This is a genomic window from Nocardia sp. XZ_19_369, assembly GCF_015355715.1.
Taxonomy (GTDB): domain Bacteria; phylum Actinomycetota; class Actinomycetes; order Mycobacteriales; family Mycobacteriaceae; genus Nocardia.
Window position 1 is genome coordinate 829,778 of sequence record NZ_JACVED010000002.1, and the last position, 25,068, is coordinate 854,845.

Annotated in this window: 17 protein-coding genes; 11 read left to right on the top strand and 6 right to left on the bottom strand. The window is 67.7% G+C overall.

Translation table 11 applies throughout. The features are described 5' to 3' along the window. The first annotated feature begins 1 nt into the window (after nucleotide 1). The 8 genes from nuoF to nuoN all read left to right on the top strand — a co-directional run bounded on the left by nuoF (nucleotide 2) and on the right by nuoN (nucleotide 12,031). A complete protein-coding gene (gene nuoF, locus IBX18_RS09805; RefSeq protein ID WP_194833385.1) occupies nucleotides 2–1,342 on the top strand; it encodes an NADH-quinone oxidoreductase subunit NuoF in 1,341 nt (446 codons plus the stop codon). Continuing rightward, nucleotides 1,339–3,822 (top strand): NADH-quinone oxidoreductase subunit G, encoded by a 2,484-nt coding sequence (locus tag IBX18_RS09810; protein ID WP_194833386.1) that lies wholly within the window; start codon nucleotides 1,339–1,341, stop codon nucleotides 3,820–3,822. The genes nuoF and IBX18_RS09810 overlap by 4 nt, the downstream gene beginning before the upstream one ends. Further along, nucleotides 3,815–5,650, top strand: a complete 1,836-nt coding sequence (gene nuoH / locus IBX18_RS09815; protein WP_194833387.1) for an NADH-quinone oxidoreductase subunit NuoH — start codon at nucleotides 3,815–3,817, stop codon at nucleotides 5,648–5,650. The genes IBX18_RS09810 and nuoH overlap by 8 nt, the downstream gene beginning before the upstream one ends. Continuing rightward, nucleotides 5,647–6,516, top strand: coding sequence for an NADH-quinone oxidoreductase subunit J (locus tag IBX18_RS09820; RefSeq protein WP_194833388.1), 870 nt, complete (start codon nucleotides 5,647–5,649; stop codon nucleotides 6,514–6,516). The genes nuoH and IBX18_RS09820 overlap by 4 nt, the downstream gene beginning before the upstream one ends. Then, nucleotides 6,513–6,812, top strand: a complete 300-nt coding sequence (gene nuoK / locus IBX18_RS09825; RefSeq protein WP_107656630.1) for an NADH-quinone oxidoreductase subunit NuoK — start codon at nucleotides 6,513–6,515, stop codon at nucleotides 6,810–6,812. The genes IBX18_RS09820 and nuoK overlap by 4 nt, the downstream gene beginning before the upstream one ends. Nucleotide 6,813: 1 nt before the next feature. After that, on the top strand, nucleotides 6,814–8,700 hold the full coding sequence (gene nuoL / locus IBX18_RS09830) for an NADH-quinone oxidoreductase subunit L (RefSeq protein WP_194833389.1): 1,887 nt from the start codon (nucleotides 6,814–6,816) through the stop codon (nucleotides 8,698–8,700). After that, entirely contained in the window at nucleotides 8,697–10,322 is a 1,626-nt protein-coding gene (locus IBX18_RS09835) for an NADH-quinone oxidoreductase subunit M (protein WP_194833735.1), read from the top strand. Before nuoL ends, IBX18_RS09835 begins: the two co-directional genes overlap by 4 nt. An 83-nt stretch (nucleotides 10,323–10,405) precedes the next feature. Then, on the top strand, nucleotides 10,406–12,031 hold the full coding sequence (gene nuoN, locus IBX18_RS09840; RefSeq protein WP_194833390.1) for an NADH-quinone oxidoreductase subunit NuoN: 1,626 nt from the start codon (nucleotides 10,406–10,408) through the stop codon (nucleotides 12,029–12,031). Between the two features lie 248 nt (nucleotides 12,032–12,279). Here the strand turns inward: nuoN and IBX18_RS09845 are convergent, their stop codons facing one another. After that, nucleotides 12,280–15,216, bottom strand: coding sequence for a M48 family metallopeptidase (locus tag IBX18_RS09845; protein WP_194833391.1), 2,937 nt, complete (start codon nucleotides 15,214–15,216; stop codon nucleotides 12,280–12,282). Then, nucleotides 15,194–15,706: a hypothetical protein gene (locus tag IBX18_RS09850; protein ID WP_194833392.1), complete on the bottom strand. Its 513-nt coding sequence runs from the start codon at nucleotides 15,704–15,706 to the stop codon at nucleotides 15,194–15,196. The genes IBX18_RS09845 and IBX18_RS09850 overlap by 23 nt, the downstream gene beginning before the upstream one ends. Nucleotides 15,707–15,906: 200 nt before the next feature. On the opposite strand from IBX18_RS09850, the gene IBX18_RS09855 reads away from it, so the two are divergent. Continuing rightward, nucleotides 15,907–16,455, top strand: coding sequence for a phosphatase PAP2 family protein (locus IBX18_RS09855; RefSeq protein WP_194833393.1), 549 nt, complete (start codon nucleotides 15,907–15,909; stop codon nucleotides 16,453–16,455). A 16-nt stretch (nucleotides 16,456–16,471) separates the two neighbouring features. Here the strand turns inward: IBX18_RS09855 and IBX18_RS09860 are convergent, their stop codons facing one another. The 4 genes from IBX18_RS09860 to IBX18_RS09875 form a co-directional block, all read right to left on the bottom strand. Continuing rightward, the gene (locus IBX18_RS09860; RefSeq protein WP_194833394.1) at nucleotides 16,472–17,221 is read right to left on the bottom strand and encodes an SDR family NAD(P)-dependent oxidoreductase; all 750 of its coding nucleotides are present in this window, start codon (nucleotides 17,219–17,221) and stop codon (nucleotides 16,472–16,474) included. Nucleotides 17,222–17,509: 288 nt separating this feature from the next. Further along, nucleotides 17,510–17,725: a hypothetical protein gene (locus IBX18_RS09865; protein WP_194833395.1), complete on the bottom strand. Its 216-nt coding sequence runs from the start codon at nucleotides 17,723–17,725 to the stop codon at nucleotides 17,510–17,512. 524 nt (nucleotides 17,726–18,249) lie between these two features. After that, nucleotides 18,250–18,987: an SDR family NAD(P)-dependent oxidoreductase gene (locus IBX18_RS09870; protein WP_194833396.1), complete on the bottom strand. Its 738-nt coding sequence runs from the start codon at nucleotides 18,985–18,987 to the stop codon at nucleotides 18,250–18,252. A gap of 625 nt (nucleotides 18,988–19,612) precedes the next feature. Next, nucleotides 19,613–21,049: an alpha-amylase family protein gene (locus IBX18_RS09875; protein ID WP_194833397.1), complete on the bottom strand. Its 1,437-nt coding sequence runs from the start codon at nucleotides 21,047–21,049 to the stop codon at nucleotides 19,613–19,615. A 445-nt stretch (nucleotides 21,050–21,494) separates the two neighbouring features. On the opposite strand from IBX18_RS09875, the gene IBX18_RS09880 reads away from it, so the two are divergent. After that, nucleotides 21,495–23,201, top strand: coding sequence for an ABC transporter ATP-binding protein (locus IBX18_RS09880; protein ID WP_194833398.1), 1,707 nt, complete (start codon nucleotides 21,495–21,497; stop codon nucleotides 23,199–23,201). Continuing rightward, complete coding sequence (locus IBX18_RS09885) at nucleotides 23,198–24,982, top strand: ABC transporter ATP-binding protein (RefSeq protein ID WP_194833399.1); 1,785 nt, start codon at nucleotides 23,198–23,200, stop codon at nucleotides 24,980–24,982. The genes IBX18_RS09880 and IBX18_RS09885 overlap by 4 nt, the downstream gene beginning before the upstream one ends. The last annotated feature ends 86 nt before the right edge of the window (nucleotides 24,983–25,068 follow it).

The window sequence follows — 25,068 nt, forward strand, 5'->3', positions numbered from 1 at the left end:
CATGACATTGACTCCCGTACTCACCAGGTACTGGGATGACCCGCAGTCGTGGACGATGGACACCTACCGTCGCCACGACGGCTACCAGGCACTGCGCAAGGCGCTGTCGATGGAGCCGGACCAGGTCATCCAGACCGTCAAGGACGCGGGCCTGCGCGGCCGCGGCGGCGCAGGCTTCCCGACGGGCATGAAGTGGAGCTTCATCCCGCAGGGCGCGGGCCCGGACGGCGTCAGCAAACCGCACTACATGGTGGTCAATGCCGACGAGTCCGAACCCGGTACCTGCAAAGACATTCCGTTGATGCTGTCGAGCCCGCACGCGCTGATCGAGGGCATCATCATCGGCTCCTACGCCATCCGCGCGGCGCACGCGTTCATCTATCTGCGCGGTGAAGTGGTGCCGGTACTGCGCAGGCTGCACGCCGCCGTCGCGCAGGCCTACGAGGCCGGATTCCTCGGCCGCAACATCCTCGGCTCCGGCTACGACCTCGAACTGATCGTGCACGCCGGCGCGGGCGCCTACATCTGTGGTGAGGAAACCGCGCTGCTGGACTCGCTGGAAGGTCGTCGCGGACAGCCCCGGCTGCGTCCGCCGTTCCCCGCCGTCGCGGGTCTCTACGCCTGCCCGACCGTGGTGAACAACGTGGAATCCATTGCCAGCGTGCCGCCGATCATCCTCAACGGCACCGCCTGGTTCCGCTCGATGGGCACCGAGAAGTCGCCCGGCTTCACGCTGTACTCGTTGTCGGGACACGTCAAACGGCCCGGCCAGTACGAGGCCCCGCTCGGGGTCACCCTGCGGGAACTGCTCGGCTACGCCGGTGGCGTCCGCAAGGGGCACACGGTGAAGTTCTGGACGCCCGGTGGCTCGTCCACCCCGCTGTTCACCGACGCCCACCTCGACGTGCCGCTCGACTACGAGGGCGTCGCCGCCGCCGGATCCATGTTGGGCACCAAGGCCTTGCAGATCTTCGACGACACCACCTGCGTGGTGCGCGCGGTGCTGCGCTGGACCGAGTTCTACATGCACGAATCCTGTGGCAAGTGCACGCCGTGCCGGGAAGGCACGTACTGGCTGGTCCAACTGTTGCAGCGGATCGAGTCCGGCCGGGGCACCGAAGCCGACCTGGACAAGCTGCTCGATATCAGCGACACCATCAACGGCAAGTCGTTCTGCGCGCTCGGCGACGGTGTGGCGAGCCCGATTGTCTCGTCGCTCGAGTACTTCCGCGATGAGTATGTCGCGCACCTCGGTCAGGGGTGTCCGTTCGATCCGGCGCGCTCCACCGCGTGGGCCAGTGACGACGGCGCGGACGTGCGAGAAACGGAAGGAGTGCGATGACCGCCACTGTGAATACCAACGCCAGCGGGGTCGTCCCCGCCGATCTGGTCAGCGTCACCATCGATGACACCACGGTCAGCGTGCCCGCGGGCACCCTGGTGATCCGGGCCGCCGAGCTGATCGGCATCCAGATCCCGCGCTTCTGCGACCATCCGCTGCTCGACCCGGTCGGCGCCTGCCGCCAGTGCATCGTCGAGGTCGAGGGCCAGCGCAAGCCGGTCGCGTCGTGCACCATGACCGTCACCGACGGCATGGTGGTGCGCACCCAGCTCACCTCCGCGGTCGCCGACAAGGCGCAAGAGGGTGTGATGGAGCTGCTGCTCATCAACCACCCGCTCGACTGCCCGGTCTGCGACAAGGGCGGTGAATGCCCGCTGCAGAACCAGGCGATGTCCACCGGTCGCGCCGAATCCCGCTTCGAGGGCGAAAAGCGCACCTATCCCAAGCCGATTCCGCTGTCCACCGCGGTGCTGCTGGACCGGGAACGCTGCGTGCTGTGTGCGCGCTGCACCCGCTTCTCCCAGCAGGTCGCCGGTGACCCGTTCATCGAACTGCTGGAACGCGGTGCGCTGCAACAGGTCGGCACCGGACAGGCCGAACCGCTGGATTCCTACTTCTCCGGCAACACCGTGCAGATCTGCCCGGTCGGCGCGCTGACCGGCACCAGCTACCGGTTCCGCGCCCGCCCGTTCGACCTGGTGTCGAGCCCGAATGTGTGTGAGCACTGCGCGTCCGGCTGCGCGCAGCGCACCGACCACCGCCGCGGCAAGGTACTTCGCCGGCTGGCCGGCGACGATCCGCAGGTCAACGAGGAATGGAACTGCGACAAGGGCCGCTGGGCCTTCGCCTATGCGACCGAACGCGACCGCCTCACCACGCCGCTGGTCCGCGGCTGGGACGGCAAGCTGGCGCCCGCCTCCTGGTCCGAGGCGCTCGCCGCGGCCGCGGAAGGGCTGGCCGCCGCGTTCGGCAGCGCGGGCGTGCTGGTGGGTGGGCGCGTCACCGAAGAGGACGCCTACACCTACGCCAAGTTCGCGCGAATCGCGTTGGGCACCAACGACGTCGACTTCCGGGCCAGGGCGCACTCGGCCGAGGAGGCCGACTTCCTCGCCGCGCGCGTCGCCGGCCAGGGCATGACGGTCAGCTACGAGAACCTGGAGACCGCACCGATCGTCCTGCTCGTCGGGTTCGAGCCGGAGGAAGAGTCGCCGATCGTCTACCTGCGGCTGCGCAAGACCGCGCGCAAGCGTCGCATGCCGATCTATTCACTCGCCCCGTACTCCTCACGCGGCCTGGATCGGATGTCCGGCAAGCTGATCCAAGCCATGCCCGGTGCCGAGCCGCATCTGCTCGACGCCATCCGTAACGGCGACACCGCAACGCCCGGCGCCGATCCCACCCAGATCTCCGATGTCGGACGCCTGCTGCGCGAACCGGGCGCGGTGATCATGGTCGGCGAGCGGATGGCAGGCATCCCCGGTGCGCTGTCCGCCGCGGTCCGGCTCGCCGACGAGACCGGTGCCGCGCTGGCCTGGGTGCCGCGCCGGGCCGGTGAGCGCGGCGCGGTCGAGGCCGGTGCGCTGCCCGGCCTGCTGCCGGGTGGTCGTCCGGTGGTGGATCCCTCGGCCCGCCAACAGGTTCGGATCGTCTGGAACGTGCCGGATCTGCCGGTCACGGCCGGTCGCGATACCGCGGCCATCCTGGAGGCCGCACCCGGTCTCGGCGCACTGGTGATCGGTGGCGTCGACGTCGCCGACCTGCCGGACCCGCGCGGGGCGCTCGCGGCCATCGATGCCGCACGCTTCGTCGTCAGCCTGGAACAGCGGCACAGCGCGGTCACCGACCGGGCCGACGTCGTGTTCCCGGTCGCCACCGCGATGGAGAAGTCCGGCACCTTCCGCACCTGGGAGGGCAGGCCGCGCCCGTTCACCGCCGCACTCGGCGACGATATGGTGCGCCGCCAGCCCGCTCCGCTCTCGGATCAGCGTGTGCTGCAAGCGATTGCCGACGAGATGAAGGTGCGCCTCGGCCTGCCGAACGCCGAAGCGGCCCGGGCCGAACTCGCCGAACTGGGCGCCTGGGATGGTGCCCCCGTCGCGGCGCCCGCGCACCGCCCGCACCCGCTGACCCAACCGGGCCCCGGCACCGCGGTGCTGGCCAGCTGGCGCATGCTGCTCGACCTGGGCCGTCTGCAAGAGGGCGAACCCAATCTGGCGGGCATCGCCCGCACCCCGGTGGCCCGGCTGTCCCCCACGACGGCCGCCGAAATCGGCGCCGCCACCGACGATCACGTGACCGTCGCCAGCGAGCACGGCACCGTCACGCTGCCGCTGGTGATCACCGACCTGCCCGACCGGGTGGTCTGGCTGCCGCAGCACTCGCCGGGCAGCTCGATCGCCGAACAGTTGGCCACCCAGCCCGGCGGCATCGTGCAGCTGCGGCGTGCTGACGACAGGATGAAGGAGCACCGGCATGAGTGACCTCAGTCTGTTCGGCCACGACCCACTCTGGCTCGTGATCGGAAAGTCCCTCGCCATCTTCGTGTTCCTGTTGCTCACCCCGATGATCGCGGTGGTCGCGGAACGAAAGATCGTGGCGCGCATGCAGATGCGCATCGGCCCGAACCGGATCGGCCCGTACGGCATGCTGCAGAGCATCGCCGACGGCGTGAAGATGGCGCTCAAGGAAGACATCATCCCGGCCATCGTGGACAAGCCGGTCTTCATCATGGCGCCGATCATTTCGCTGATCCCGGCCGTGATGGCGTTCGCGGTGATCCCGTTCGGCCCCGAGGTTTCCATCTTCGGGCACCAGACCGCGTTGCAGCTCACCGATCTGCCGGTGGCGGTGCTCTACATTCTGGCGATCACCTCGATCGGCGTGTACGGCATCGTGCTCGCCGGGTGGTCGTCGGGTTCCACCTACCCACTGCTGGGCGGCCTGCGCTCGACCGCGCAGGTGATCTCCTACGAGATCGCGATGGCACTGTGCTTCGCCACCGTGTTCCTGCTGACCGGCACCATGTCCACCTCGGGCATCGTGGCCGCACAGGACGGCACCTGGTACGTCTTCCTGCTGCTGCCGTCGTTCCTGATCTACTGCGTGTCCATGGTCGGCGAGACCAACCGGGCCCCGTTCGACCTGCCCGAGGCCGAGGGCGAGCTGGTCGGTGGCTTCCACACCGAGTACTCCTCGCTGAAGTTCGCCATGTTCATGATGGCCGAATACATCAACATGGCAACGGTTTCCGCGCTCGCCACCACCCTGTTCCTGGGTGGCTGGCACGCGCCGTGGCCGTTGAACATGTGGGACGGCGCGAACAGCGGCTGGTGGCCGGTGCTGTGGTTCACCGCCAAGGTCTGGATGTTCCTGTTCGTGTTCATCTGGCTGCGCGGCACGCTGCCCCGCCTGCGCTACGACCAGTTCATGAACCTCGGCTGGAAGCTGCTCATCCCGGCTTCGCTGCTCTGGGTGATGCTGGTCGCCACCGCTCGCGTGCTGCAGGCCGAGGGCTACGAGATCCAGACTCCGGCGCTCGTCATCGGCGGGCTGCTGGTCTCCGGGTTGATGGTGTGGATGTTCCTGCGGGCCGGGCGCAAGGGTGGCGCGCCGCCGCCCGCCGAGCCGGTCCCGGCCGCACCGACCGCGGATTCCGCTGTGTTCCTGGGCTTCCCGACACCGCCGCTGCCCGACCGTCCCCGCGACGTGGCCAAGTCGGGACTGTTCGATCCGCTGGCCGGATTCGCGGTGACCGCGGCGACCATGTTCAAGAAGCCGAACACCGAGTTCTATCCGGAACAGAAGGTGCCGACCGCGCCGCGCTACCACGGGCGTCATCAGCTCAACCGGCACCCGGACGGGCTGGAGAAGTGCATCGGCTGCGAGCTGTGCGCCTGGGCCTGCCCCGCCGACGCCATCTACGTCGAAGGCGCGGACAACACCGAGACGGAACGCTTCTCGCCGGGTGAACGGTACGGGCAGGTCTACCAGATCAACTACCTGCGCTGCATCGGTTGCGGATTGTGCATCGAGGCGTGCCCGACGCGCGCGTTGACCATGACCAACGACTACGAGATGACCGACGACAACCGCGCCGGCCTGATCTACGAGAAGGACCGGCTGCTGGTGCCGCTGCAGCCGGGCATGTCCGCCCCGCCGCACGACATGTACCCGGGCGCCGACGAGGGCGACTACTACCGCGGCAACGTGCCCGGCAGTGCGCAGGAAGCCAACGGAGGCAACGCAACCGACGCGCCGGAGAGCCCGAAGGAGCCCGCCGCGGTGGGCGTGGAAGGAGGGTCGCGGTGAACTCGCTGATACTGGCCGCCGAGCCACTCACCCGGACCGGGACCGGCGAGGCGGTGAACTTCTGGGTGCTCGCGCCGCTGGCCGTGGTCGGCGCGCTCGGCATGGTGTTCGCCCGCAAGGCCGTGCATTCGGCGATCTGCCTGGCCGCCACCATGATCGTGCTCGCCGTGTTCTACATGGCCCAGGACGCACTGTTCCTCGGCGTCGTGCAGATCGTCGTCTACACCGGCGCGGTCATGATGCTGTTCCTGTTCGTGCTGATGCTGGTCGGTGTCGACTCCGCCGAATCGCTGAAAGAGAACCTGCGCGGGCAGCAGTTCGCCGCGGCGGCGGTCGGCGTCGGCTTCGGCATGCTGCTGATCAGCGGTATCGCCCGCGGCATCCGGGAATCCGAGATCAGCTTCCCGGCAACCGGTTTCGCGGGCCGCGACGTGATCGGCGAGCTCGCCGAGCTGATCTTCGTGCGCTACGTGTGGGCCTTCGAGCTCACCGGCGCGCTGCTGATCACCGCGACCATCGGCGCGATGGTGCTCGCGCACCGCGAGCAGTTCGGGCCGAAGATCGGGCAGCGCGAGATGTCGGTGCGCCGGTTCCGCGAGGCAGGCCACCGGGCCACCCCGCTGCCGACGCCGGGCGTCTACGCCAGGCACAACGCGGTCGACATTCTGGCCAGGCTGCCCGACGGCTCCTTCGAGGAACTGTCGGTCAGCACCATCCTGCGGCACCGCCGCACCCGGGCGCTCGCCGAGGCGGCAGTCACCCCGGCCGCAGCCGAAGCACCCGGCAACTCGGTCGCTTCCACGACCGAAGCACCCGCTACCTCGGTCGCGACCGAGAACCAGCGCGACGAGGAAGGCAACCGGTGAATCCCCAGAACTACCTGTTCCTGTCCGCCCTGCTGTTCACGATCGGCGCGGCCGGCGTGCTGCTGCGGCGCAACGCCATCGTGGTGTTCATGTGCATCGAGCTGATGCTCAACGCGGTGAACCTCGCGTTCGTCACCTTCGCCAGGTTGCACGCGAACCTGGACGGCCAGGTGTTCGCGTTCTTCACCATGGTGGTCGCCGCGGCCGAAGTCGTTGTCGGCCTTGCCATCATCATGACCATCTTCCGCGCCCGCCGCTCGACCTCGGTCGACGACGCCAACCTGTTGAAGTTCTGATATGGGTACAGCGACGCTCTGGCTCATGCCCGCCCTGCCGCTCGCAGGTGCGGTATTCCTTCTGCTCACCGGCCGTTTCAGCGACAAGTGGGGGCACCTGCTCGGCACCGCGCTGGCGCTGGCCGCGTTCGTGGTCGCCGGCATCGGCTTCTTCGACATGCTCGGCCGCGACACCGCGCAGCGCGGCATCCACACCGACCTGTTCAGCTGGGTGCCGGTGGCCGGGCTGCAAGCCGACTTCAGCCTGCAATTGGACCAGCTGTCCATGTGTTTCGCGCTGCTGATCACCGGCGTCGGCTCGCTGATCCACATCTACTCCATCGGCTACATGAGCCACGATCCGGGACGGCGCCGATTCTTCGGCTACCTCAACCTGTTCCTGGCGGCCATGCTGCTGCTGGTGCTCGCGAACAACTACCTGGTGCTCTACCTCGGCTGGGAAGGCGTCGGTCTGGCGTCCTACCTGCTGATCGGGTTCTGGTACCACAAGCCCTCGGCGGCCACCGCGGCCAAGAAGGCGTTCGTGGTCAACCGGGTTGGTGACATGGGGCTGGCGATCGCCATGTTCGTCATGTTCTCGACGTTCGGCTCGATCAACTTCACCGATGTGTTCGCGGGTGCGCCGCAGGCCGGGGAGGGCACGCTCACCGCAATCGGGTTGCTGCTGCTGCTCGCCGCGTGCGGTAAGTCCGCGCAGGTGCCGCTGCAGTCCTGGCTCGGGGACGCGATGGAAGGCCCGACCCCGGTGTCGGCGCTCATCCACGCGGCCACCATGGTCACCGCGGGTGTGTACCTGATCGCGCGGTCCGGTCCGATCTTCGACCTCGCGCCGGACGCGCGGCTCGGCGTCGTGCTCGTCGGCGCGGTGACGCTGCTGTTCGGTGCGATCGTCGGCTGCGCCAAGGACGACATCAAGAAGGCGCTCGCCGCCTCGACCATGAGCCAGATCGGTTACATGGTGCTCGCCGCGGGCCTCGGCCCGGCCGGCTACGCCTTTGCCATCATGCATCTGCTCACCCACGGGTTCTTCAAGGCCGGACTGTTCCTCGGGGCCGGTTCGGTGATGCACGCGATGGACGACGAGACCGACATGCGCCGCTACGGTGGACTGCGCAAACTGCTGCCGATCACCTACGTCACCTTCGGGCTCGGCTACCTCGCCATCATCGGCGTGCCACCGTTCGCCGGGTTCTTCTCCAAGGACAAGATCATCGAGGTGGCGTTCAACCAAGGTGGCGTCAGCGGCTTGGTGCTCGGCACGGTGACGCTGCTCGGTGCGGGGATCACCGCGTTCTACATGACGCGGGTCATGATCATGACGTTCTTCGGTGAACGCCGCTGGAAGCCCGACACCCACCCGCACGAAGCGCCTGCGGTGATGACCGGGCCGATGATTCTGCTCGCCATCGGATCAGTCACGGCGGGTGCGCTGTTCGCGTTCGGTGCCTCGCTGCAGAACTGGCTCGCGCCGGTTGTCGGCGTGCATCACGGTGAGCATGTCGTCCCGGCGGCTGTCGTGACCGCGCTCGCGCTGACCGTGGTCGCCGTCGGTGTCGGCATCGCCTACTACCAGTACGCGCAGCGCGACATCCCCGAGCGCGCACCGGCAACCGTCTCCGCGCTGACCCTCGCGGCCCGCAAGGACCTCTACGGTGACGCGGTCAACGAGGCGGCCTTCATGCGCCCGGGCAGCTACCTGACCCGCGCGCTGGTGTTCCTCGACAACCGGGGCATCGACGGGATCGTCAACGGGACGGCCGCGCTGATCGGTGGGCTGTCCGCTCGAATCCGGCGGGTACAGACCGGATTCGTGCGGTCCTATGCCCTGTCCATGTTCACCGGCGCGGCCCTGGTGGCTGCCGCCCTGCTGGCGGTGAGGTTGTGGTGAAGGACTTTCCCTGGTTGACCACGTTGTGGTTGGCGCCTGTGATCGGCGCGGTCGTCGTGCTGGCGCTGCCCGCCGCGCAACGACTGCTCGCGCGCTGTGTCGCGCTGGCGGTATCCATCGCGGTGCTGGCGTTCGCCGTCGTGCTCGCCGTGCGCTTCGAACCCGGTGGCGAGCAGTACCAGTTCGTCGAGGACCACGAGTGGATTCCGGCCTTCGGCGCCGGATACACCGTCGGCGTCGACGGCATCGCGCTGGTGCTGGTGTTGCTCACCACCGCGCTGGTGCCGCTGCTGATCCTGGCCGGCTGGCACGACGAGCGCGAGGTCGGCAGCGGGCGGCGGGTGTCGCACACCTATGTCGCGCTGACGCTGCTGGTCGAGGCGATGGTGCTGATCTCCTTTGTCTCGCTCGACATTCTGCTGTTCTACGTGTTCTTCGAAGCCATGTTGATCCCGATGTACTTCCTCATCGGTGGCTTCGGACCGCGGTCGGCGAATGTGGAGTTGCGCCAGCAGCGGTCGCGGGCGGCGGTGAAGTTCCTGCTGTACAACCTGTTCGGCGGGCTGATCATGCTGGCCGCGGTGATCGGGTTGTACGTGGTCACCGCGCGCAACGGGCTCGGCGCGGACTCGGCGGGCACCTTCGACTTCCGCACGGTGGTCGCCGCCGCCAACTCCGGACAGCTCGGCGCCGCACCCGCGGTGCTCAACGCGCTGTTCCTCGGCTTCATGTTCGCCTTCGCGGTGAAGGCGCCGCTGTGGCCGCTGCACACCTGGCTGCCCGACGCCGCCGTCGCCGCGACACCGTCGAGTGCGGTGCTGATGATGGCGGTGGTCGACAAGGTCGGCACCTTCGGCATGCTGCGCTACTGCCTGATGCTGTTCCCCGACGCGTCGAGTACCTATGCGCCGCTGGTGATCACGCTCGCCGTGATCGGCATCATCTACGGTGCGCTGCTGGCCATCGGGCAGACCGACGTGATGCGGTTGATCGCCTACACCTCGATCTCCCACTTCGGCTTCATCATCCTGGGCATCTTCGCGATGACCAGTCAGGGACAGACCGGTGCCACGCTGTACATGGTCAACCACGGCATCTCCACCGCCGCGCTGTTCCTGATCGCCGGATTCCTGGTGTCGCGCCGCGGTACTCGGCTCATCGCCGACTACGGCGGCGTGCAGAAGGTGGCGCCGGTACTGGCGGGCAGCTTCTTCATCGCGGGTCTGGCCACGCTCTCGCTGCCCGGGCTCGCGCCGTTCATCAGCGAATTCCTGGTGCTGGTCGGCACCTTCAGCCGCTACCAGTTCGCCGCCGTCGTCGCGACCGGTGCGCTGGTGCTCGCGGCGCTGTATGTGCTGTGGCTCTACCAGCGGATGATGACCGGCCCGGTCAAGGAGGGCAACGAACACATCTACGACCTGGTGCCCCGCGAGCTCGCGGTGGTGGTGCCGTTGATCGCGGCGCTGCTGTTCTTCGGTGTTTATCCGAAACCGATCCTGGACTTCATCAATCCCGCGGTGAGCCAGACATTGATCACCATCGGCAAGCACGATCCCGAACCCGCGGTGCCCACGCTGCCCGAGGCGGGCAAGGCCGAACATCCCGGAGGTGTCCACAAATGAGTCGCATCAGTGTGCGCGTCGCCATCGCTCTCGTCGTCGCGGGTCTGCTCGCCACGATGATCACCTTCTCGAGGACGGCCTAAGTGACTTCCTTGGACTACGGAACAACCCTCGCCGCAACGATTCCGGCTCCGAGCATCGAATACGGGCTTCTTTCGCCGATGCTGATCGTGCTGGGTGCCGGTGTGACCAGTGTGCTCGTCGAGGCCTTCATGGGGCGGCGGTTCCGGTTCGGCACGCAGCTGCTGCTGAGCCTCGCCGGTCTGGTCGCCGCGTTGGTCGCGGTGGTGCTGCTCGCCGGCACCGAGGGCACTGCGATGGTCGGCGCGGTCGCCGTCGACGGGGTCACGCTGTTCCTGCAGGGCACCATCCTGGTGGTGGCGATCCTCGGGGTGCTGTTCATGGCCGAGCGCGGCGCCGAACCGCGGGTCGAGGCGCGCAGCGGTCCCGGCACCTGGAGTGTGGCCGCGGCGACACTCGGGCGCGGGGTGGATGCGTTTACGCCGCAGGCGTCTTCGGTGCCGGGGAGTGCGATGGAGCGGACCGCGCTGCGGGCCGGGATCGCGACCACCGAGGTGTTCCCGTTGACGTTGCTCGCGGTCGGCGGGCTGCTGCTGTTCCCGGCGTCGAATGATCTGCTCACCATGTTCGTCGCGCTCGAGGTGCTGTCGCTGCCGCTGTATCTGCTGTGCGGGCTGGCCCGGCGCAAGCGGCTGCTGTCCCAGGAAGCGGCGCTGAAGTACTTCTTGCTCGGTGCGTTCTCGTCGGCGTTCTTCCTCTACGGTGTCGCGCTGCTGTACGGGCAGGCGGGCACGGTGCAGCTGGCCGGGATCGCCGATGCCATTGCCCGGCATCCGGACAACGCGATGCTCGCGCTGCTCGGTGTGGCGATGCTCGCGGTGGGGCTGCTGTTCAAGATCGGCACGGTGCCGTTCCAGTCGTGGGTGCCCGACGTGTATCAGGGTGCGCCGACACCGATTACGGCGTTCATGGCGGCGGCTACCAAGATCGCGGCAGTCGGTGCGTTGTTGCGGGTGCTGCAAGTCGCGGTGCCCGGACTGCGCGACGACTGGCGTCCGGTGCTCGCCGCCATCGCCATCGCCACCATGGCCGTCGGCGCTGTCATGGCGATCACGCAGACCGACGTCAAGCGGATGCTCGCGTATTCCTCGGTCGCCCATGCCGGTTTCATCCTGACCGGTCTGGTCGCCGCCAACGACAAGGGCGTCTCGGCGATCCTGTTCTACCTGGTGGCCTACGGTCTCGGCACTGTCGGCGCGTTCGCCGTCGTCAGCCTCGTCCGTGACGCCGCAGGCGACGAAGCCACCACCCTGTCCCAATGGGCAGGCCTCGGCCGCCGCTCCCCGTGGCTCGCCAGCGTCTTCGCCCTGTTCCTGCTCTCCTTCGCCGGTCTCCCGCTGACCAGCGGATTCGTCAGCAAGTTCGCCGTTTTCGAAGCCGCGGCCGCAGGGGACGCCTCGTTCCTGGTGATCGTCGGCGTCATCTGCAGCGCTATCGCCGCCTTCTTCTACATCCGAGTCATCGTCCTCATGTTCTTCACCGACCCACCCGCGGACGCCCCCACCGTGGTCGCCCCCTTCCTCACCACCACGGTCGTCACCTTCGGCGCCGGCGCAACCATCGTCCTCGGCATCTTCCCGCAGATGCTGCTCGATCTCGCCGACCGGGCGTCGACCTTCGTCCGCTGAGAGTTGTTCTGCGTCTGCCGCATACCTGTTATCGGGTGTGCGGCAGACGCATTTTCCCTGCGGCGGCCACCAGACCTAGTGCGCCGGGACCAGCCGATCGACTGCGCCCCGGCCTGCTGCTCTGAACATCCGACGCCACGCGCTTCTCTAGGCCCGCACCTGCTCTAGGGATCCGCACCGGTTACGGGCCCCGTAGACAGTGCAAATCCCGAGAGCGAGTGCGGCTGTCGGCTATCAACCCGCCGTAGCTACGGGCCGGTTTCCAGTGCGCCGACGGCGTCGAGGCGGCGTAGCAAAGCCTCGTAGGCGGTAACGGCGGTGAGGCCCTCGTTCATTGATTTGTCGAACAAGGCGTCGTCGTTGGTTTGCAGGCTGTTTCGGCAGTCGCTGCCGGCTTGGGCGGCTGCGAGATGGGTCTTCGCCCATTCGTCCTGGGCTTCGGCATCCGGAATCGGTATGAACTGCGCGGCGTCGTCGGCGTCGCGGACGATGGCGGTACAGATCGGCAGGAACACCGCCGAGTCGACATCCACTGTGGGCTGACCGGCCTGTTCGGCGGCGCGGACCGCGTCGCCTGCGGCTACGCCCCACTGTCGAAAGTCTTGGCTGAGCTTGGTGATCCGGTCGTGGCCACCGACCTTCAGCCACGCCCATACCTGTCGCGAGATCATGTCCGGTGTGCGCTGCGCTTCCCGGCCGAGCGTGGCGACGGCGTCGACGGCAGGGTCGTCTCGCACGTAATAGTTGCGCGCGGTATTGGCAGCGAGAACGGCCACCGCTGTGCATACGGCTGCCACGACAAGCCTGCGGACTATCAGAGATTCGGGCCGCTCCGCGTCGCGCGACGCCGGTGCGGGGCGCCGATTGATCAGGCGCCGACCGCTCTCGGCGAGAACGGCACCGATCAGCGCGCCGATCGCAGCCAGGGTGATGCCGAGGCCCAGGACGAACGGAACCTGTTGCGTGACAACGAGCCACGCCGGATATGGCCGCCACGAACAGGCGTAGCCCATGACCCGCATCGGCGCGAGACAACCGTCGACGGACGCGAAAGCGAAAAGCCCGAGCAGCCCGAGCAGGCCGGCACCGCCGGACGCGGCGAGAGCCATCGCCAGCCGGTACCGAACGGTGGTCGCGGAAACGATGATCGCGGTTGCCACCATCGCGGCCCCCAGGCCTGCCATCAACCACATCGGATAGCCGTATATCCAAGCCGCAGTAAACCTCTGGTCCACCGGTGGCTGGTCGGGATGTAGAGCCAGCATGACTATCACGACGGCCGCGCAGCTCAGCGCCCCGCCGAGCACAGCGGCGACGGCCGCGGGCCGCAGCGACACCGGTCGATGCACGGTCGAGTCGTGGTCCGGCGCGTCGGTGCGTGCCCGCCGCACCCACCCTGGCGTTTCGGTGCCTGGCTTCCGCACCAAGGCGAGCAGCGGGAACAGCCATAGGACGGCCGCGCCCACGACCACCAGGGGTCTATTGCCCAGATCCGCGATGACCCAGAACCAAGGCGGGAGGCCCGGCAGCAACAGGTCCAAAGAGTGCAGCGGGCCGATCAGCAGCAGGAACGGTCCGCTCATCCAGTATCCGTACCAGGTGCCGAAGACGACGAGGGCGGCCGCCAGTCCGAGAAACTGCACCGAACGGATCGAACGCCCCCGGCAGCCGCGGATCCACAGTTCCGCGCATTGGGTGACCCACCAGGTGAAAACCGGTCCGGTGATCACGAACACGAGCAGCAGTTCGGGATCCGGCGGCAGCAGCGCGGAACCTGCCGTGCGGAACGACACCAACTCACCCACTGCCATGCCGACGCCGAGCCAGACCCCGGCACCCCAGCCGGCAGGCACGTGGCGTCCAGCGAGAATGTTGTAGGCGACCGCGCGCCACAGCGCGTAGCCGGCGATGCCGACCACAAGCACGGCAGTCAACCAGGTCGACACTTCTCTGGTGGCCTCGAAGCCCCAGGACAGACCAAAGGCCTCGACCACCAAGGGCAATGTCACGCTGGTGACCTGAGCGATGACGCCGGTAAGAAACATCGGCAATGCGGTGGCGCCGAAGAGGATCCCGGGATCGCGCAACGAGCGAACGCGTGCTGCCGCAGCAGGGTGGGTGCGCCACAGGCCGAGGAATCTTTGCCGGCCAGCGAATCTCGGCTGTCCCCCCGGACGCTCGGTCCGCCAGGAAAACGCAGTGCGCCCGGCGAGGTTCGCGGCATCGAGGTCGGCGTAGAACTCGCGATTCCGCAGGATGTCGGCGCGGACCAGATAGGTCAGGGCGACAAGTATCGCGACCCGGAGCAGGCCGCGCAGCCCCAATTGCCATTCGGCACGCCAGAGCTCGGGGTCGGTCGCCAGCGACACCGCTTGTCCGACCAGATGGGGAAGCAGCACGCACAGCAAGAAGGCTCGCCACAGGGCAACCGTCGCGTAGGTGATGTCGACGTCGCGGTTGCGAATATGCGCGAGCTCGTGCAGCACCACGTCACGCAGTACATCCGGACCGGCAGCACTGCGCGCCACCAAACCGGCATCGAGGCATACCGTGTACCTGCCCAGCCGCCCGAAAACGACAGCACTCACGGTGTCGGCCCGCGGGTCGATCACGAATCCGGGGGTCCTTCGCAGGCCGGCGACGGCGACGAGCTCCCGCAGCCGCTGGGCCAACTCGTCGGATGAGCTCAGATCGATGGGCAGCAGTCGACCACGCCTGCATCGCCACCTCGGCCACAGCAGATAGATCGCGGTCGCTACCCCGACCACTGCCACCGCGCCGACGGGCATCCACGCACCCGGTGCCCGCAATCCATGTGCGACATCGCAGGATTCGATCCATGCGGCATAGGTGATCGCCTCGACCGGCCGGTACGGCTGCATCGGGTCGTGGCCCACCGCGAGACGGCAGAGCTCGAACCATTCGCCGCCGCGGCTCCGATACCATGATGCGCCGACCGATAGCAGGTACAGGCTGTCCACCGTGATGAAAGCCAGCAGCAGTGCGAACCGAATCGCGGTACCAGCGGCGAAGGCCCTGGCCTGGATCGGCGCGACGGGTGTGTCCGATTCGACGGTGATGCCAATGCCTTTCCCGCGCGGCCGATCAGTATCGGCGTCTCGGTGCCCTGGTCGAACACCGCGCTGAGCGTTCGATCGTGCGTCAGGGATCGGCGGGGGGCTCATGGGCGTCGGTGGAGACACTGAGAAGCAGTCGACCCGCTACGGAGTCAGCGATCACCTGGGCACGGTCGTCGGCCATTCCGCTGCGCACTGCGGAATCCACGATCTGCGTGCGTATCTCGGCGATCTGTTCTCGGGTCAGCGGCGGCACGGTGGACTCGGCTCCGGTTCGGCGGAACACTGTGCGCAGCCCGAATCGTGCGGCCTTGCCGCCGCCGGTGATCGCATCGTTGGTGAACCGCTTCGCCGCCTCGTTGACCGCCACCCACACCACCGGGCTCGCCAGCACCACCATGTCGTCGATGCCGAATCCGAGTAGATCCCGACCATGCCTGCGCCGGCTGAGCAATCGCACCACATGCTCGTCGTCGAGCTGACGCAGCCGGTCCACCAGGGACAGCTCCTCGGAAGCTACCTCGGCGATCACATCGCGGACCACGTCCCTGACCAACAACTGCGGTCTGCCGGACCGATCGAGACTCTCCGCATTCATTGCCAGTACCCATCTGACGCGTGAATCACGTACTCATCATGTCGCACAACGTGACTCGGGCGGGTGCGGATGCCGAATGTTCGTCAGCGACCCGTCTGTGGATGCGCCGACCGTGGTCGCGCGGTTCCGCACCACCACGGTCGGCACCTCGTCAGCCGCCTGCCACTCGGAGATGTGCTCCGACGGGCAGAATGTGCACGGTGAGTGTGGATCTGGATGTCCTGCGCTGGCTTTCCGAGCATCGCACGCCGACGTTGACGACGATGGCGCGGTGGGCGATGGATATGGGTGCGAGCCCTGCGGTCATGGCCGCGGTCGGGGCGGTGGGGCTGATCGTGGTGGTTGCGAAACGTTGGTGGTGGCAAGGGGTTACGGTCGCCGTCGCGAGTGTGGCGGCGCTGGTGGTCGCCAGTGTGTTCAAGCAGATGGTTCAGCGGGCGCGTCCGTCCTGGGATCTGGCCGTAGTTCAGGTCGGTGGATGGGCTATGCCGTCGACTATCGCGGCGATGACGGCGGCCGTGGTAGTCGCCACCTATCTGGTGTTGCCTTGGTCGGCGGGGCAGCGTCGCTGGACGGCCGCCCTGTTCGCGGTGATTGTCCTGCTGATCGGTGTGGCGATGGTCTATCTCGGGGCGCATTGGCCGACCGATGTACTGGTCGGCTGGGCTGTCGGAGCCGGTGTGGGCGGAGTGGTCGCGAGCCTGCCTCTCGTCGGCCTCCATGCGGAGACCGGGAACCTTCCTCGGTAACCGCTGTGCGGAGCACTCAGGTGTGCAGGGAGCGGCCGCCATCGATGACGAGGCGTTGGCCGGTCACGAAAGAGGCTGATAGCGAGGCGAAGAAGCTGACGGCGGCGGCGATGTCGTCCGGGATTCCCAGGCGGCCGACCGGGATGGTGGCGAGGTAGTCGGCGCGAGTGGCGGCGGAGACGTCGGCGTGGCGTTCGACCGGGACGAAACCGGGGGCGACGGTGTTCACGGTGATGCCGAAGGGGGCGAGCTCGCGGGCCCAGCTGCGGGTCAGGCCGATCTGAGCGTGTTTGGCGGTGGCGTAGGCGGAGCGGCCGGGAGGTGGGCGGTCGGCAACCTCGGAGTCGATGTGCACGATGCGGCCGTAGCGGCGTTCCTGCATGCCCGGGATTATGTGGTGTGCGAGCAGGATCGGGCTCTTCACGAAGAAGTTCAGTTGCGCCAGATGATCCGCCCAGGCCACTTCGGTCAACGGCGCCTCTGGTTGGGGACCGGTCGCATTCAGGACCAGCACGTCGATCGGGCCGAGACGGTCGGTCACCGCGGCGACGAGTTCGCGCACCTCATCTTCGTCGGTGACATCGGCCGGAAAGGCTTCGGCCACACCGCCGTTGTCGCGAATAGTCCGCACGACCGCCTGCGCCTTCTCCTCCCCCATACCGTTGACAGCGACAGCCAACCCGTCAGCGGCGAGCCGCTGCGCAATAGCACTCCCCAGCCCGCGCGAGCTCCCGGTCACCAACGCCACCCGTCCCGGCACTGCCATGCATGGATCATTCCACGTCGCAATCCCCTTGGCGACAGGCTGTTTCGGTGATCGAGCTGCCAGTGGGAGGTGGCCGATCGGGTTTCATGATCGCGGGACATGGTGGCGGCAACGTCGAAAAAGCTTGCCACTGCGTCCCATTGCACAGATCGCGCAGTGGCTGGGCGTTTCATGTTCACCGGGACAGGGCACGCGGCATCGCCGCAAACTCCGCCACCGTGTCCCGCCCGCCGACAAGTCGGACGGCGCACGGGACATAGCGGCGCAGACGTGCGAGTGGGGACGCCCTCATGACCCGCTCGTCGCAGGGCCGGACGGTGAACGGGACACCACGGCGGAAACATGCTGGGCCGCCATGATGTCCCCCTGGATGTCGAGCTGGGCGGCGAGCGGGTCATAGCAGCGCAGACGTGCGAGTTGGGGCGACGTCATGTCCCGGTCGCCGTGGAGCTGGGCGCCGAGCAGGACATAACGGCGCAGACATGCGAGTGGGGGCGCCCTCATGACCCGCTCGCCGTGGAGCCTGACTGTGGGCGGGGCACGGTGGCGGAACCTGGTGAGCTGCCGTCATGGCCGACCCGATGTGTCCGCCATCATGTCCCGCTCGATGTGGAGTCGGACGGCGAACGGGACATAGCGGCGCAGACGTGCGAGGAGGAGCGCCCTGATGTCCCGCTCGTCGCAGGGCCGGACGGCGAATGGGACAGAAGTGCGAGCGGGTGCCGTCATGTCCCGGAGGGCGTGGAGTCGGACGGCGAGCGGGACACGAGCGCAGGGAAGTGCCGATGGGGGCCGCTGTCATGTCCCGCTCGTCGCGGAACCGGACGGTGAGCGGGACATAGTGGCGGAATCCGTGCGAGCGGGCCACCATCATGTCGCTCTACGCTAGCGGGATGGGGCAGGTTGGCGGAAAGTGCGGTGTGGGGTCGGGTGGTGAACGGGACATGAGGGCGCAGACGTGCGAGTACGGGCGCCGTCATGTCCCGTTGATCGTGAACGACTTGGTTGCGTGGCCGACGGCTGGTGGGTCAGTGGAGGTAGGAGGCTCCGTTGACGTTGAGGACGGAGCCGGAGGTCCAGGTGGCTTCGGGTGAGGCGAGATAGCGGACGGCTGAGGCTATTTCGGCGGGGGTGGCTACGCGGCCGAAGGGGCTTTGGGCGCGGACGTCGTCGGTGACGCGGTGGGCGACGCGTTCGGTTGCGACGAAACCGGGGGCGACCGAGGCGACGGCGATGCCGTGGGGGGCCAGTTCGACGGCGAGGGACTGGCCGAGGGCGTGCACTGCGGCCTTGCTGGCACCGTAGCCGGTGTATTCGGGTTCGCCGCGGAACGCGCCGCGCGAGCCGATGTTCACGATTCGTCCCTCGATGCCCTTGGCGATCATGTGCCGGGCTACGCAGTAGGACATATTGGCAGTCCCGAACACGTTGACGTCCATGGTTTCTCGCCATGCCCGCTGCCATTCGGCATAGTTGGTGTCGGCCACCGGATGTGCGATATTGACCGCCGCATTGTTGACCAGCACATCGACCGTGCCCAGTCCTTCGACCGCCGCGTCCACGATGCCCGCGACGGCATCCGGCGAACCGATGTTCCCACTGACGAGCACATGCCCCTCGCCCGGCAGACCGCGCAAGGTTTCCTCGCCATCGTCCCGGCTCGACGAGTAGTGAACTGCCACTCGATCGCCGATCTCCGCGAACGCCAGGGCAATCGCCCGCCCGATTCCCCGCGAGGCCCCGCTCACCAAAACACCACGACTCATCCTGCGATCACCATGCCACAAGCTTGCCATTGCGCCCCTGCGCTCGTCGCCCCATACCAGCCGGAGTGGTGCTGCCTGCTGCGGCGGCCGCACAGCGCGATCCCCATCGCCGACGCCACCAACAACTTCGAGAACGACGCCGCGGCGACAAGCCCCTGCGCTCGTCGCCCATACCGCCCGGAGTGGTGCGGCGGCCGCAACAGCGCGATCCCGATCGCCGACACCACGCGGCGGAATGGCTGCCGATGTCGAGCTGGGTGGCCCGCTGCACCATCTGGGCGGCGAGGTCCAGCTCGTCACCGACAGATTCGGAGACAACGCCGCGGCGGCGAGCTACCCCAGGCCCCCGCTCCCTCCATACATGCGCCGGGCCAACTGTGGCGCGTCTCCGCAGATCCGGCGTGGTCGTCCACTTGTATTGCGTAGCCCCAGTTGTATGGCGCAGCCCAACGTGTGCTTGACCGCGAAACTGCGCGCCGCCCAGCCGCCGTAGGCCCATGGATCCGCTCGTCAACCGTGACGTCCAGCCTTACCCCACCGAATAGCGCACGATCATCAGACCGTATGGCGCGCCCCTGCCCCGTCGCCATACCGATCCGGCAGCCAAACCATATGGCGCCCAGTACTACTCGGCGATCATCGCCCCGGTATGCAGTGCGATCCCGGACTGCGCGGCGACGTCGGCGTGCAGCAAACCGGCGCCGTCGACCTGATAACTCGGACCCGTGCAGGATCCTCCCTGAACGACACCATGCAGCACATCGCAGTAGCTCCCCGCAGGCAGCGAGGTCTGGTAGACACCTGCGTCGGCCGGGAAGTCTTCACCGTTGAGCACGAGGTACCCCGCACTACCCCGCCCGAACGAGATCCTGTTGCCACCGTTGTCGGCCCACCCCACCACCGGCTGCCCATGGACCTGCTCATGGAACCCGACCATGCCCCCGATACCCGTCCACGCATGCTCACACAACCAATGCCCATCTCCGCACCGCGAATCCATCGCCCGCCCGAGCGGATCGGACGGCGGCGGCTCGTCATAACTGCTGAACGCGTACCCGCTGAGCACCTTCGGCCGCCCGTACGGCCAGGCGAGCATGAACGCGTTCGCCATCGTGTACCGCTCGCCGTCGGCATACGTCAGCGTGGAACCGTTGTGCTCGGTGTCGTGGTTCGCCACGAAGACCACGGTGTTGTCGGAGGGCAGCGCCGAGCTGAAGGTGCGCAACCAGGCGAGCCGCCCATGCCGGAAGATCTGGCTCAGAGTTCCGGCGTAGCGCAGGTCCATCACGGCACCGGTGGCGAGGTACTCCTCGGGTTGCACGCCTTCACCCCAGCCGTAGATGACCTCCTGGTAGACGTAGGCCGGTCGGCTCAGTCGCTGCTCGATCGCCGCAATGTCTTCGGGCGGAATGTATTTGGCCGAGTCGATACGGAAACCGTCGACACCGAGGGAGAGCAGATCGTTGAGGTAACCGGCGATCCGATCCCGGACCGAGTCGTCACCGGTCGCCAGGTCTGCCCCGTTGAACGATTGGCAGTTGAACACCTGGAAGCGGTCCGCGAGATTCTCGACGGCATCATGCGGTGTGCCGCAATGGTGGAAGTCGCGCTCGGTGTATGGCACCGCCGGATACCAGTAGTGGCAGTACGGTGTGAGCGCGCTGCCGATACCGCACTCGGTCGTCGCGGACATGTTGTTGATGACCGCGTCGATGTACACCTGCACACCCGCTTCATGGCAACTGCGCACCATGGCCGCCAGCTCGTCGCGCGTACCGAAGCGACTGTCCAGCTTGTAGGACACGGCGGAGTAGCTCTGCCACCACGGAAACCCCTTGTCCGGCCAAAGGGAATGCTCCTCCGGCGGCGAGGTCTGCACGGCGCTGTAGCCTAGTTTGCCGAGCGTTGTCTGGCATTCGTGGCCGATGGACCGCCAGTTCCAGCCGAACATCTGCGCGATCACATCGCGCCCGGCAGGCTCCTCGGCCGATGACTGGGCGGGAACCGTGACCCACGTCGTTGCCACCGCAGTGATCAGCGCATATATCCATACGCGGCCCATTGGGCGACTGTATCCGAGAGGCGCATCCGACCAGTCTCTCCCTCGGGCCGACGCGCCGGGCCGACGTCGGACGCGCTACATACGGCCGCGTTGCTACGACAGGTTGACAGCACGGAAGGGCAGCGCAGGTCGATGCACGGAAGGCCGGCGCTCACCTGGCTATCTCACTCCGGCAGCACTTCGATGCGCGCCCGGAATTAGACCCGCTATTCGGCATCGTTGGGTCGCACGCGGCGTTCTTGCGGCCGTATCTGACCAGTGCGTGACGATCGATGCAGGCGAGACAGTCAGACGGAGTCCGCTCGCTGACGAATCGGCGCGGTTCCTCGGGGATGCGGTCGAGAACTGGGAAAGCCCGTGCCGCAGCGGCGAGTGCAGTGAGAAATGAGCCCGCCCAATACGATTCGTACGGGACCGTCGATATCGACAGGCAGGGGTGTGGGCCATGAGCGAGCGTGAACCTACCGACTATCAATCCGGTCCCCTGCGACTGCTGTGGTGGCTGGTCGTCTGCCAACGCGCCCGCGTCGCGACCGGCGCGGTGCTGGGCACGCTGTGGACGGTCGGCCTCGCGCTCCCGCCCTACCTGCTGTCCCGGGCGATCGACGACGGACTACTCGCGCACGATATGCCGGCACTGGCGTGGTGGACACTCGCGATCCTCGGCGCCGGGGTCGCGAACGCGGGACTGGCCGTCGCCCGGCACCGCACGATGACCAAGGTCAGGATGGACGCCTCGTTCCGGATCGCCCGCACCACCGCGAACCACGCCGCGCACCTGGGCGCCACACTGGCACGACGCACCACGGCGGGCGAGGTCGCGGCGATCGGCATGGGTGACGTGCGCGCGATCGCCTCGTCGCTGACGATCACCGGCCCGGGCGTCGGCGCGGTGATCGCCTACGTGACCGTGGCCATGCTCCTGTTCTCGCTGTCGCCGCTGCTCGCCCTGGTCATCCTGACCGGTGTTCCGTTGCTCGTGGTCGTGGTCGGCCCGCTGCTCGGCAGACTGTATCGGGTCGGCGCGGATTACCGTGAGCTCCAAGGCGTTTCGACCGCCCGGTTGGTCGATATCCTGACGGGCCTGCGCATCCTCAACGGTCTCGGCGGCAAGCAGCACTACATCGACCGCTATCGCCAAGACTCACAGTCCTTGCGGCACAAGGGCTATCGGGTCGGCGCGGTGATGAGCTGGCTGGGCGCGCTCGGCACCGGACTGCCCGCGCTGTTCCTCGCCGCCGTCACCTGGCTGGCCGCACGGATGGCCGTCGACGGCACGATCTCGATCGGCGATCTGGTCGCCGTGTACGGCTATGTCGCGATGCTGGTGGTCCCGGTGTCGTTCTTCATCGAAGGCGCCTACATGCTGACCCAGGGCATCATCGCGGCCCGCCGGGTGATCCGGCTGCTCGCAGTGACACCCGATCACACGGATGCGCCGACCGCAGCCGACGCACCGGACCAACCGGAAACCCTGCGGGACCCGGCCTCGGGAGTCGAGGTCCAGCCCGGCGTGCTCACCGCGCTCGCGGGTGGCCGCCATGGTGACGCCGTCGCCGTCGTGGACCGGCTCGGTCGATTCGCGGAGTCGTCGGCCGAGTGGGGCGGACGCCGACTGGACGACATCGTGCTGGAACAGGTTCGTGCACGAATTGTATTGGCAGACAACGATGCCGCGCTGTTCACCGGCACGGTGCGGGAGGTCGTCGCGGGCCGACGCGAACCGGACGACGGGAAAATCGAAGCGGCCGTCCACGCCGCCGCGGCCACAGATGTGCTGGAAGCACTGCCTGACGGACTGGACTCGATGATCACCGCGCAGGGACGCAACCTCTCCGGCGGTCAGCGGCAACGTCTTCGACTGGCTCGCGCGTTGTACGCCGAACCGCAGATTCTGCTCGCGGTGGAACCCACGTCGGCCGTCGACACGCACACCGAAGCGGTCATCGCGACCAGGCTGCGGCTCGCCCGCACCGGCCGGACCACGGTCGTCACGACGACGTCCCCGCTCGTGCTGGAGCAAGCCGACGTCGTCGAATACCTCGTCGACGGGCGGGTGGCTGCTCGCGGCACACATCACGAGTTGCTCGCCGGCGAGCCGGGCTATCGCGCCCTGGTATCCCGCGACGCGGACGAGAAGGCGCTGCGATGAGCCCCGTGAGTGCTGCGATGACGCCCGTAAGTAAGGACGCCGCGACTCTGCCCGTCGCGGGCCGGGCCGCCGTGCGTCGCGCCGCCTGGCACGAGATCCGTGCGGATCAAACAGGTTTCGCCGTAATGCTGCTCCTCAACGCCCTCGCCGCCGCAGCCGGGCTCGCGGCACCGCGCCTGCTGGGCGCGATCGTGGACACGGTCAAGGAATCGACCGGGCCGGGCGCGGTATCCAGAATCGACGAACTCGCGCTGGCGATCGTCGCCTTCACCCTCATCCAGCTGGTGCTGACCAGGTTCGCGCTGTACGCGGGCGCACGTTTCGGTGAGGGGGCCGCCGCCCGAATCCGCGAACGCTACCTCGACCGCACGCTCGCGCTGCCCGCCTCCGCCGTCGAACATGTGCCGACCGGTGATCTGGTCACTCGCGGAACCAGCGACGTCGGCAGTGCCGCCACCGCGCTACGCGACGCCGCCCCAGAGGTTTTGGTGGCCACGGTGCAGGCCGTGTTCATCATCGCGGCGGTCATGGTGTTGCATCCGCTGCTCGGCGTGTGCGCGTTGACCAGTCTGATCGGCATCGCCGTAGCGTTGCGCTGGTATCTGCGCCGGGCCCGCACCGACTACCTCACCGAGGGTGCCGCCACCGCAGCACTGGCCGACATCCTCACGACGACCGCCCAGGGTGCCCGCACCATCGAGGCGTTCGGGTTGCACGAGCACCGCCGCGCGCAAACCGATGCCGCGATCGCACATGCACGCCGGACCCGGCTGCGCACCCTGTGGCTGCGTTCGGTGCTGATGCCCTCGATCGATGTCTCGCAGGTAGTCGCGCTGGCCGGCGTGCTGTTCCTCGGCGGCATGCTGGAGCGGGCAGGCGTGGTGAGTCTCGGCACCGTCATCGCGGCCGTGCTCTACCTGCGGCAACTGTCCGGGCCGCTGGACACCATCATGATGTGGATCGAACAGCTCCAGCAGAGCAGTGCGTCCTACGCCCGCGTCGAAGGGCTCGCGCAGGCGCCCAGCGACAAACCCCGCAGCACCGCCGAGCCCGCCGACGACCGAATCGAGGTCTACGACTGCCATTTCGCCTACACCGACGACCGGAACGTGCTGCACGGCGTCACCCTCGACATCGCGGCCGGGGAGAAACTCGCGATCGTCGGACCATCGGGAGCGGGCAAGACCACCCTCGGCCGGCTCCTCGCCGGACTGGAGGAACCACGGTCGGGAACCGTGTCCGTCGGTGGCGTGCCGATCGCGGACCTCACCCCAGAGTTGTTGCGGCGCCAGGTCGTTCTCGTCACCCAGGAGCACCACGTCTTCCAGGACACGCTGCGCGGCAACCTACGCATCGCGGACCCCACCGCCACCGACGAGCGGATGCACGACGCCCTCACCACCGTCGACGCCCGCTGGGCCCTGGACCTTCCCGACGGCCTCGACACCGAACTCGGCGGCGCAGCACACACACTCAACGGCGCACAAGCCCAACAACTCGCCTTGGCCCGGGTAGCACTGGCCGACCCGCACACACTGATCCTCGACGAGGCAACGGCCCTACTCGATCCGGCCTCCGCCCGCGCAACCGAGCGCGCCCTAGCCGCGGTCCTGGCAGGCCGCACAGTGATCGCCATCGCCCACCGCCTGCACACCGCGCACGACGCCGACCGCATCGTCGTGATGACCGACGGTTCGATCATCGAACTCGGCACGCACGACGAACTCGTCGCGGAGGCAGGCATTTACGCCGGATTGTGGCGGTCCTGGCACGGCGACTGAGTGGTGGCGTCGCCACAGCCGGTCGTCGCGCGCACGGACAACCGAGGTCATGCGCAAGTCGGTGTCGCAGCGGGACAATCCTCGGA

Bases quoted from the DNA above. Each gene is read 5' to 3' on its own strand.
- nuoF (WP_194833385.1), top strand. From the start codon at position 2: ATGACATTGACTCCCGTACTCACCAGGTACTGGGATGACCCGCAGTCG.
- IBX18_RS09810 (WP_194833386.1), top strand. From the start codon at position 1,339: ATGACCGCCACTGTGAATACCAACGCCAGCGGGGTCGTCCCCGCCGAT.
- nuoH (WP_194833387.1), top strand. From the start codon at position 3,815: ATGAGTGACCTCAGTCTGTTCGGCCACGACCCACTCTGGCTCGTGATC.
- nuoL (WP_194833389.1), top strand. From the start codon at position 6,814: ATGGGTACAGCGACGCTCTGGCTCATGCCCGCCCTGCCGCTCGCAGGT.
- IBX18_RS09845 (WP_194833391.1), bottom strand. From the start codon at position 15,216: ATGAGCCCCCCGCCGATCCCTGACGCACGATCGAACGCTCAGCGCGGT.
- IBX18_RS09850 (WP_194833392.1), bottom strand. From the start codon at position 15,706: ATGAATGCGGAGAGTCTCGATCGGTCCGGCAGACCGCAGTTGTTGGTC.
- IBX18_RS09860 (WP_194833394.1), bottom strand. From the start codon at position 17,221: ATGGCAGTGCCGGGACGGGTGGCGTTGGTGACCGGGAGCTCGCGCGGG.
- IBX18_RS09865 (WP_194833395.1), bottom strand. From the start codon at position 17,725: ATGAGGGCGCCCCCACTCGCATGTCTGCGCCGTTATGTCCTGCTCGGC.
- IBX18_RS09870 (WP_194833396.1), bottom strand. From the start codon at position 18,987: ATGAGTCGTGGTGTTTTGGTGAGCGGGGCCTCGCGGGGAATCGGGCGG.
- IBX18_RS09875 (WP_194833397.1), bottom strand. From the start codon at position 21,049: ATGGGCCGCGTATGGATATATGCGCTGATCACTGCGGTGGCAACGACG.
- IBX18_RS09880 (WP_194833398.1), top strand. From the start codon at position 21,495: ATGAGCGAGCGTGAACCTACCGACTATCAATCCGGTCCCCTGCGACTG.
- IBX18_RS09885 (WP_194833399.1), top strand. From the start codon at position 23,198: ATGAGCCCCGTGAGTGCTGCGATGACGCCCGTAAGTAAGGACGCCGCG.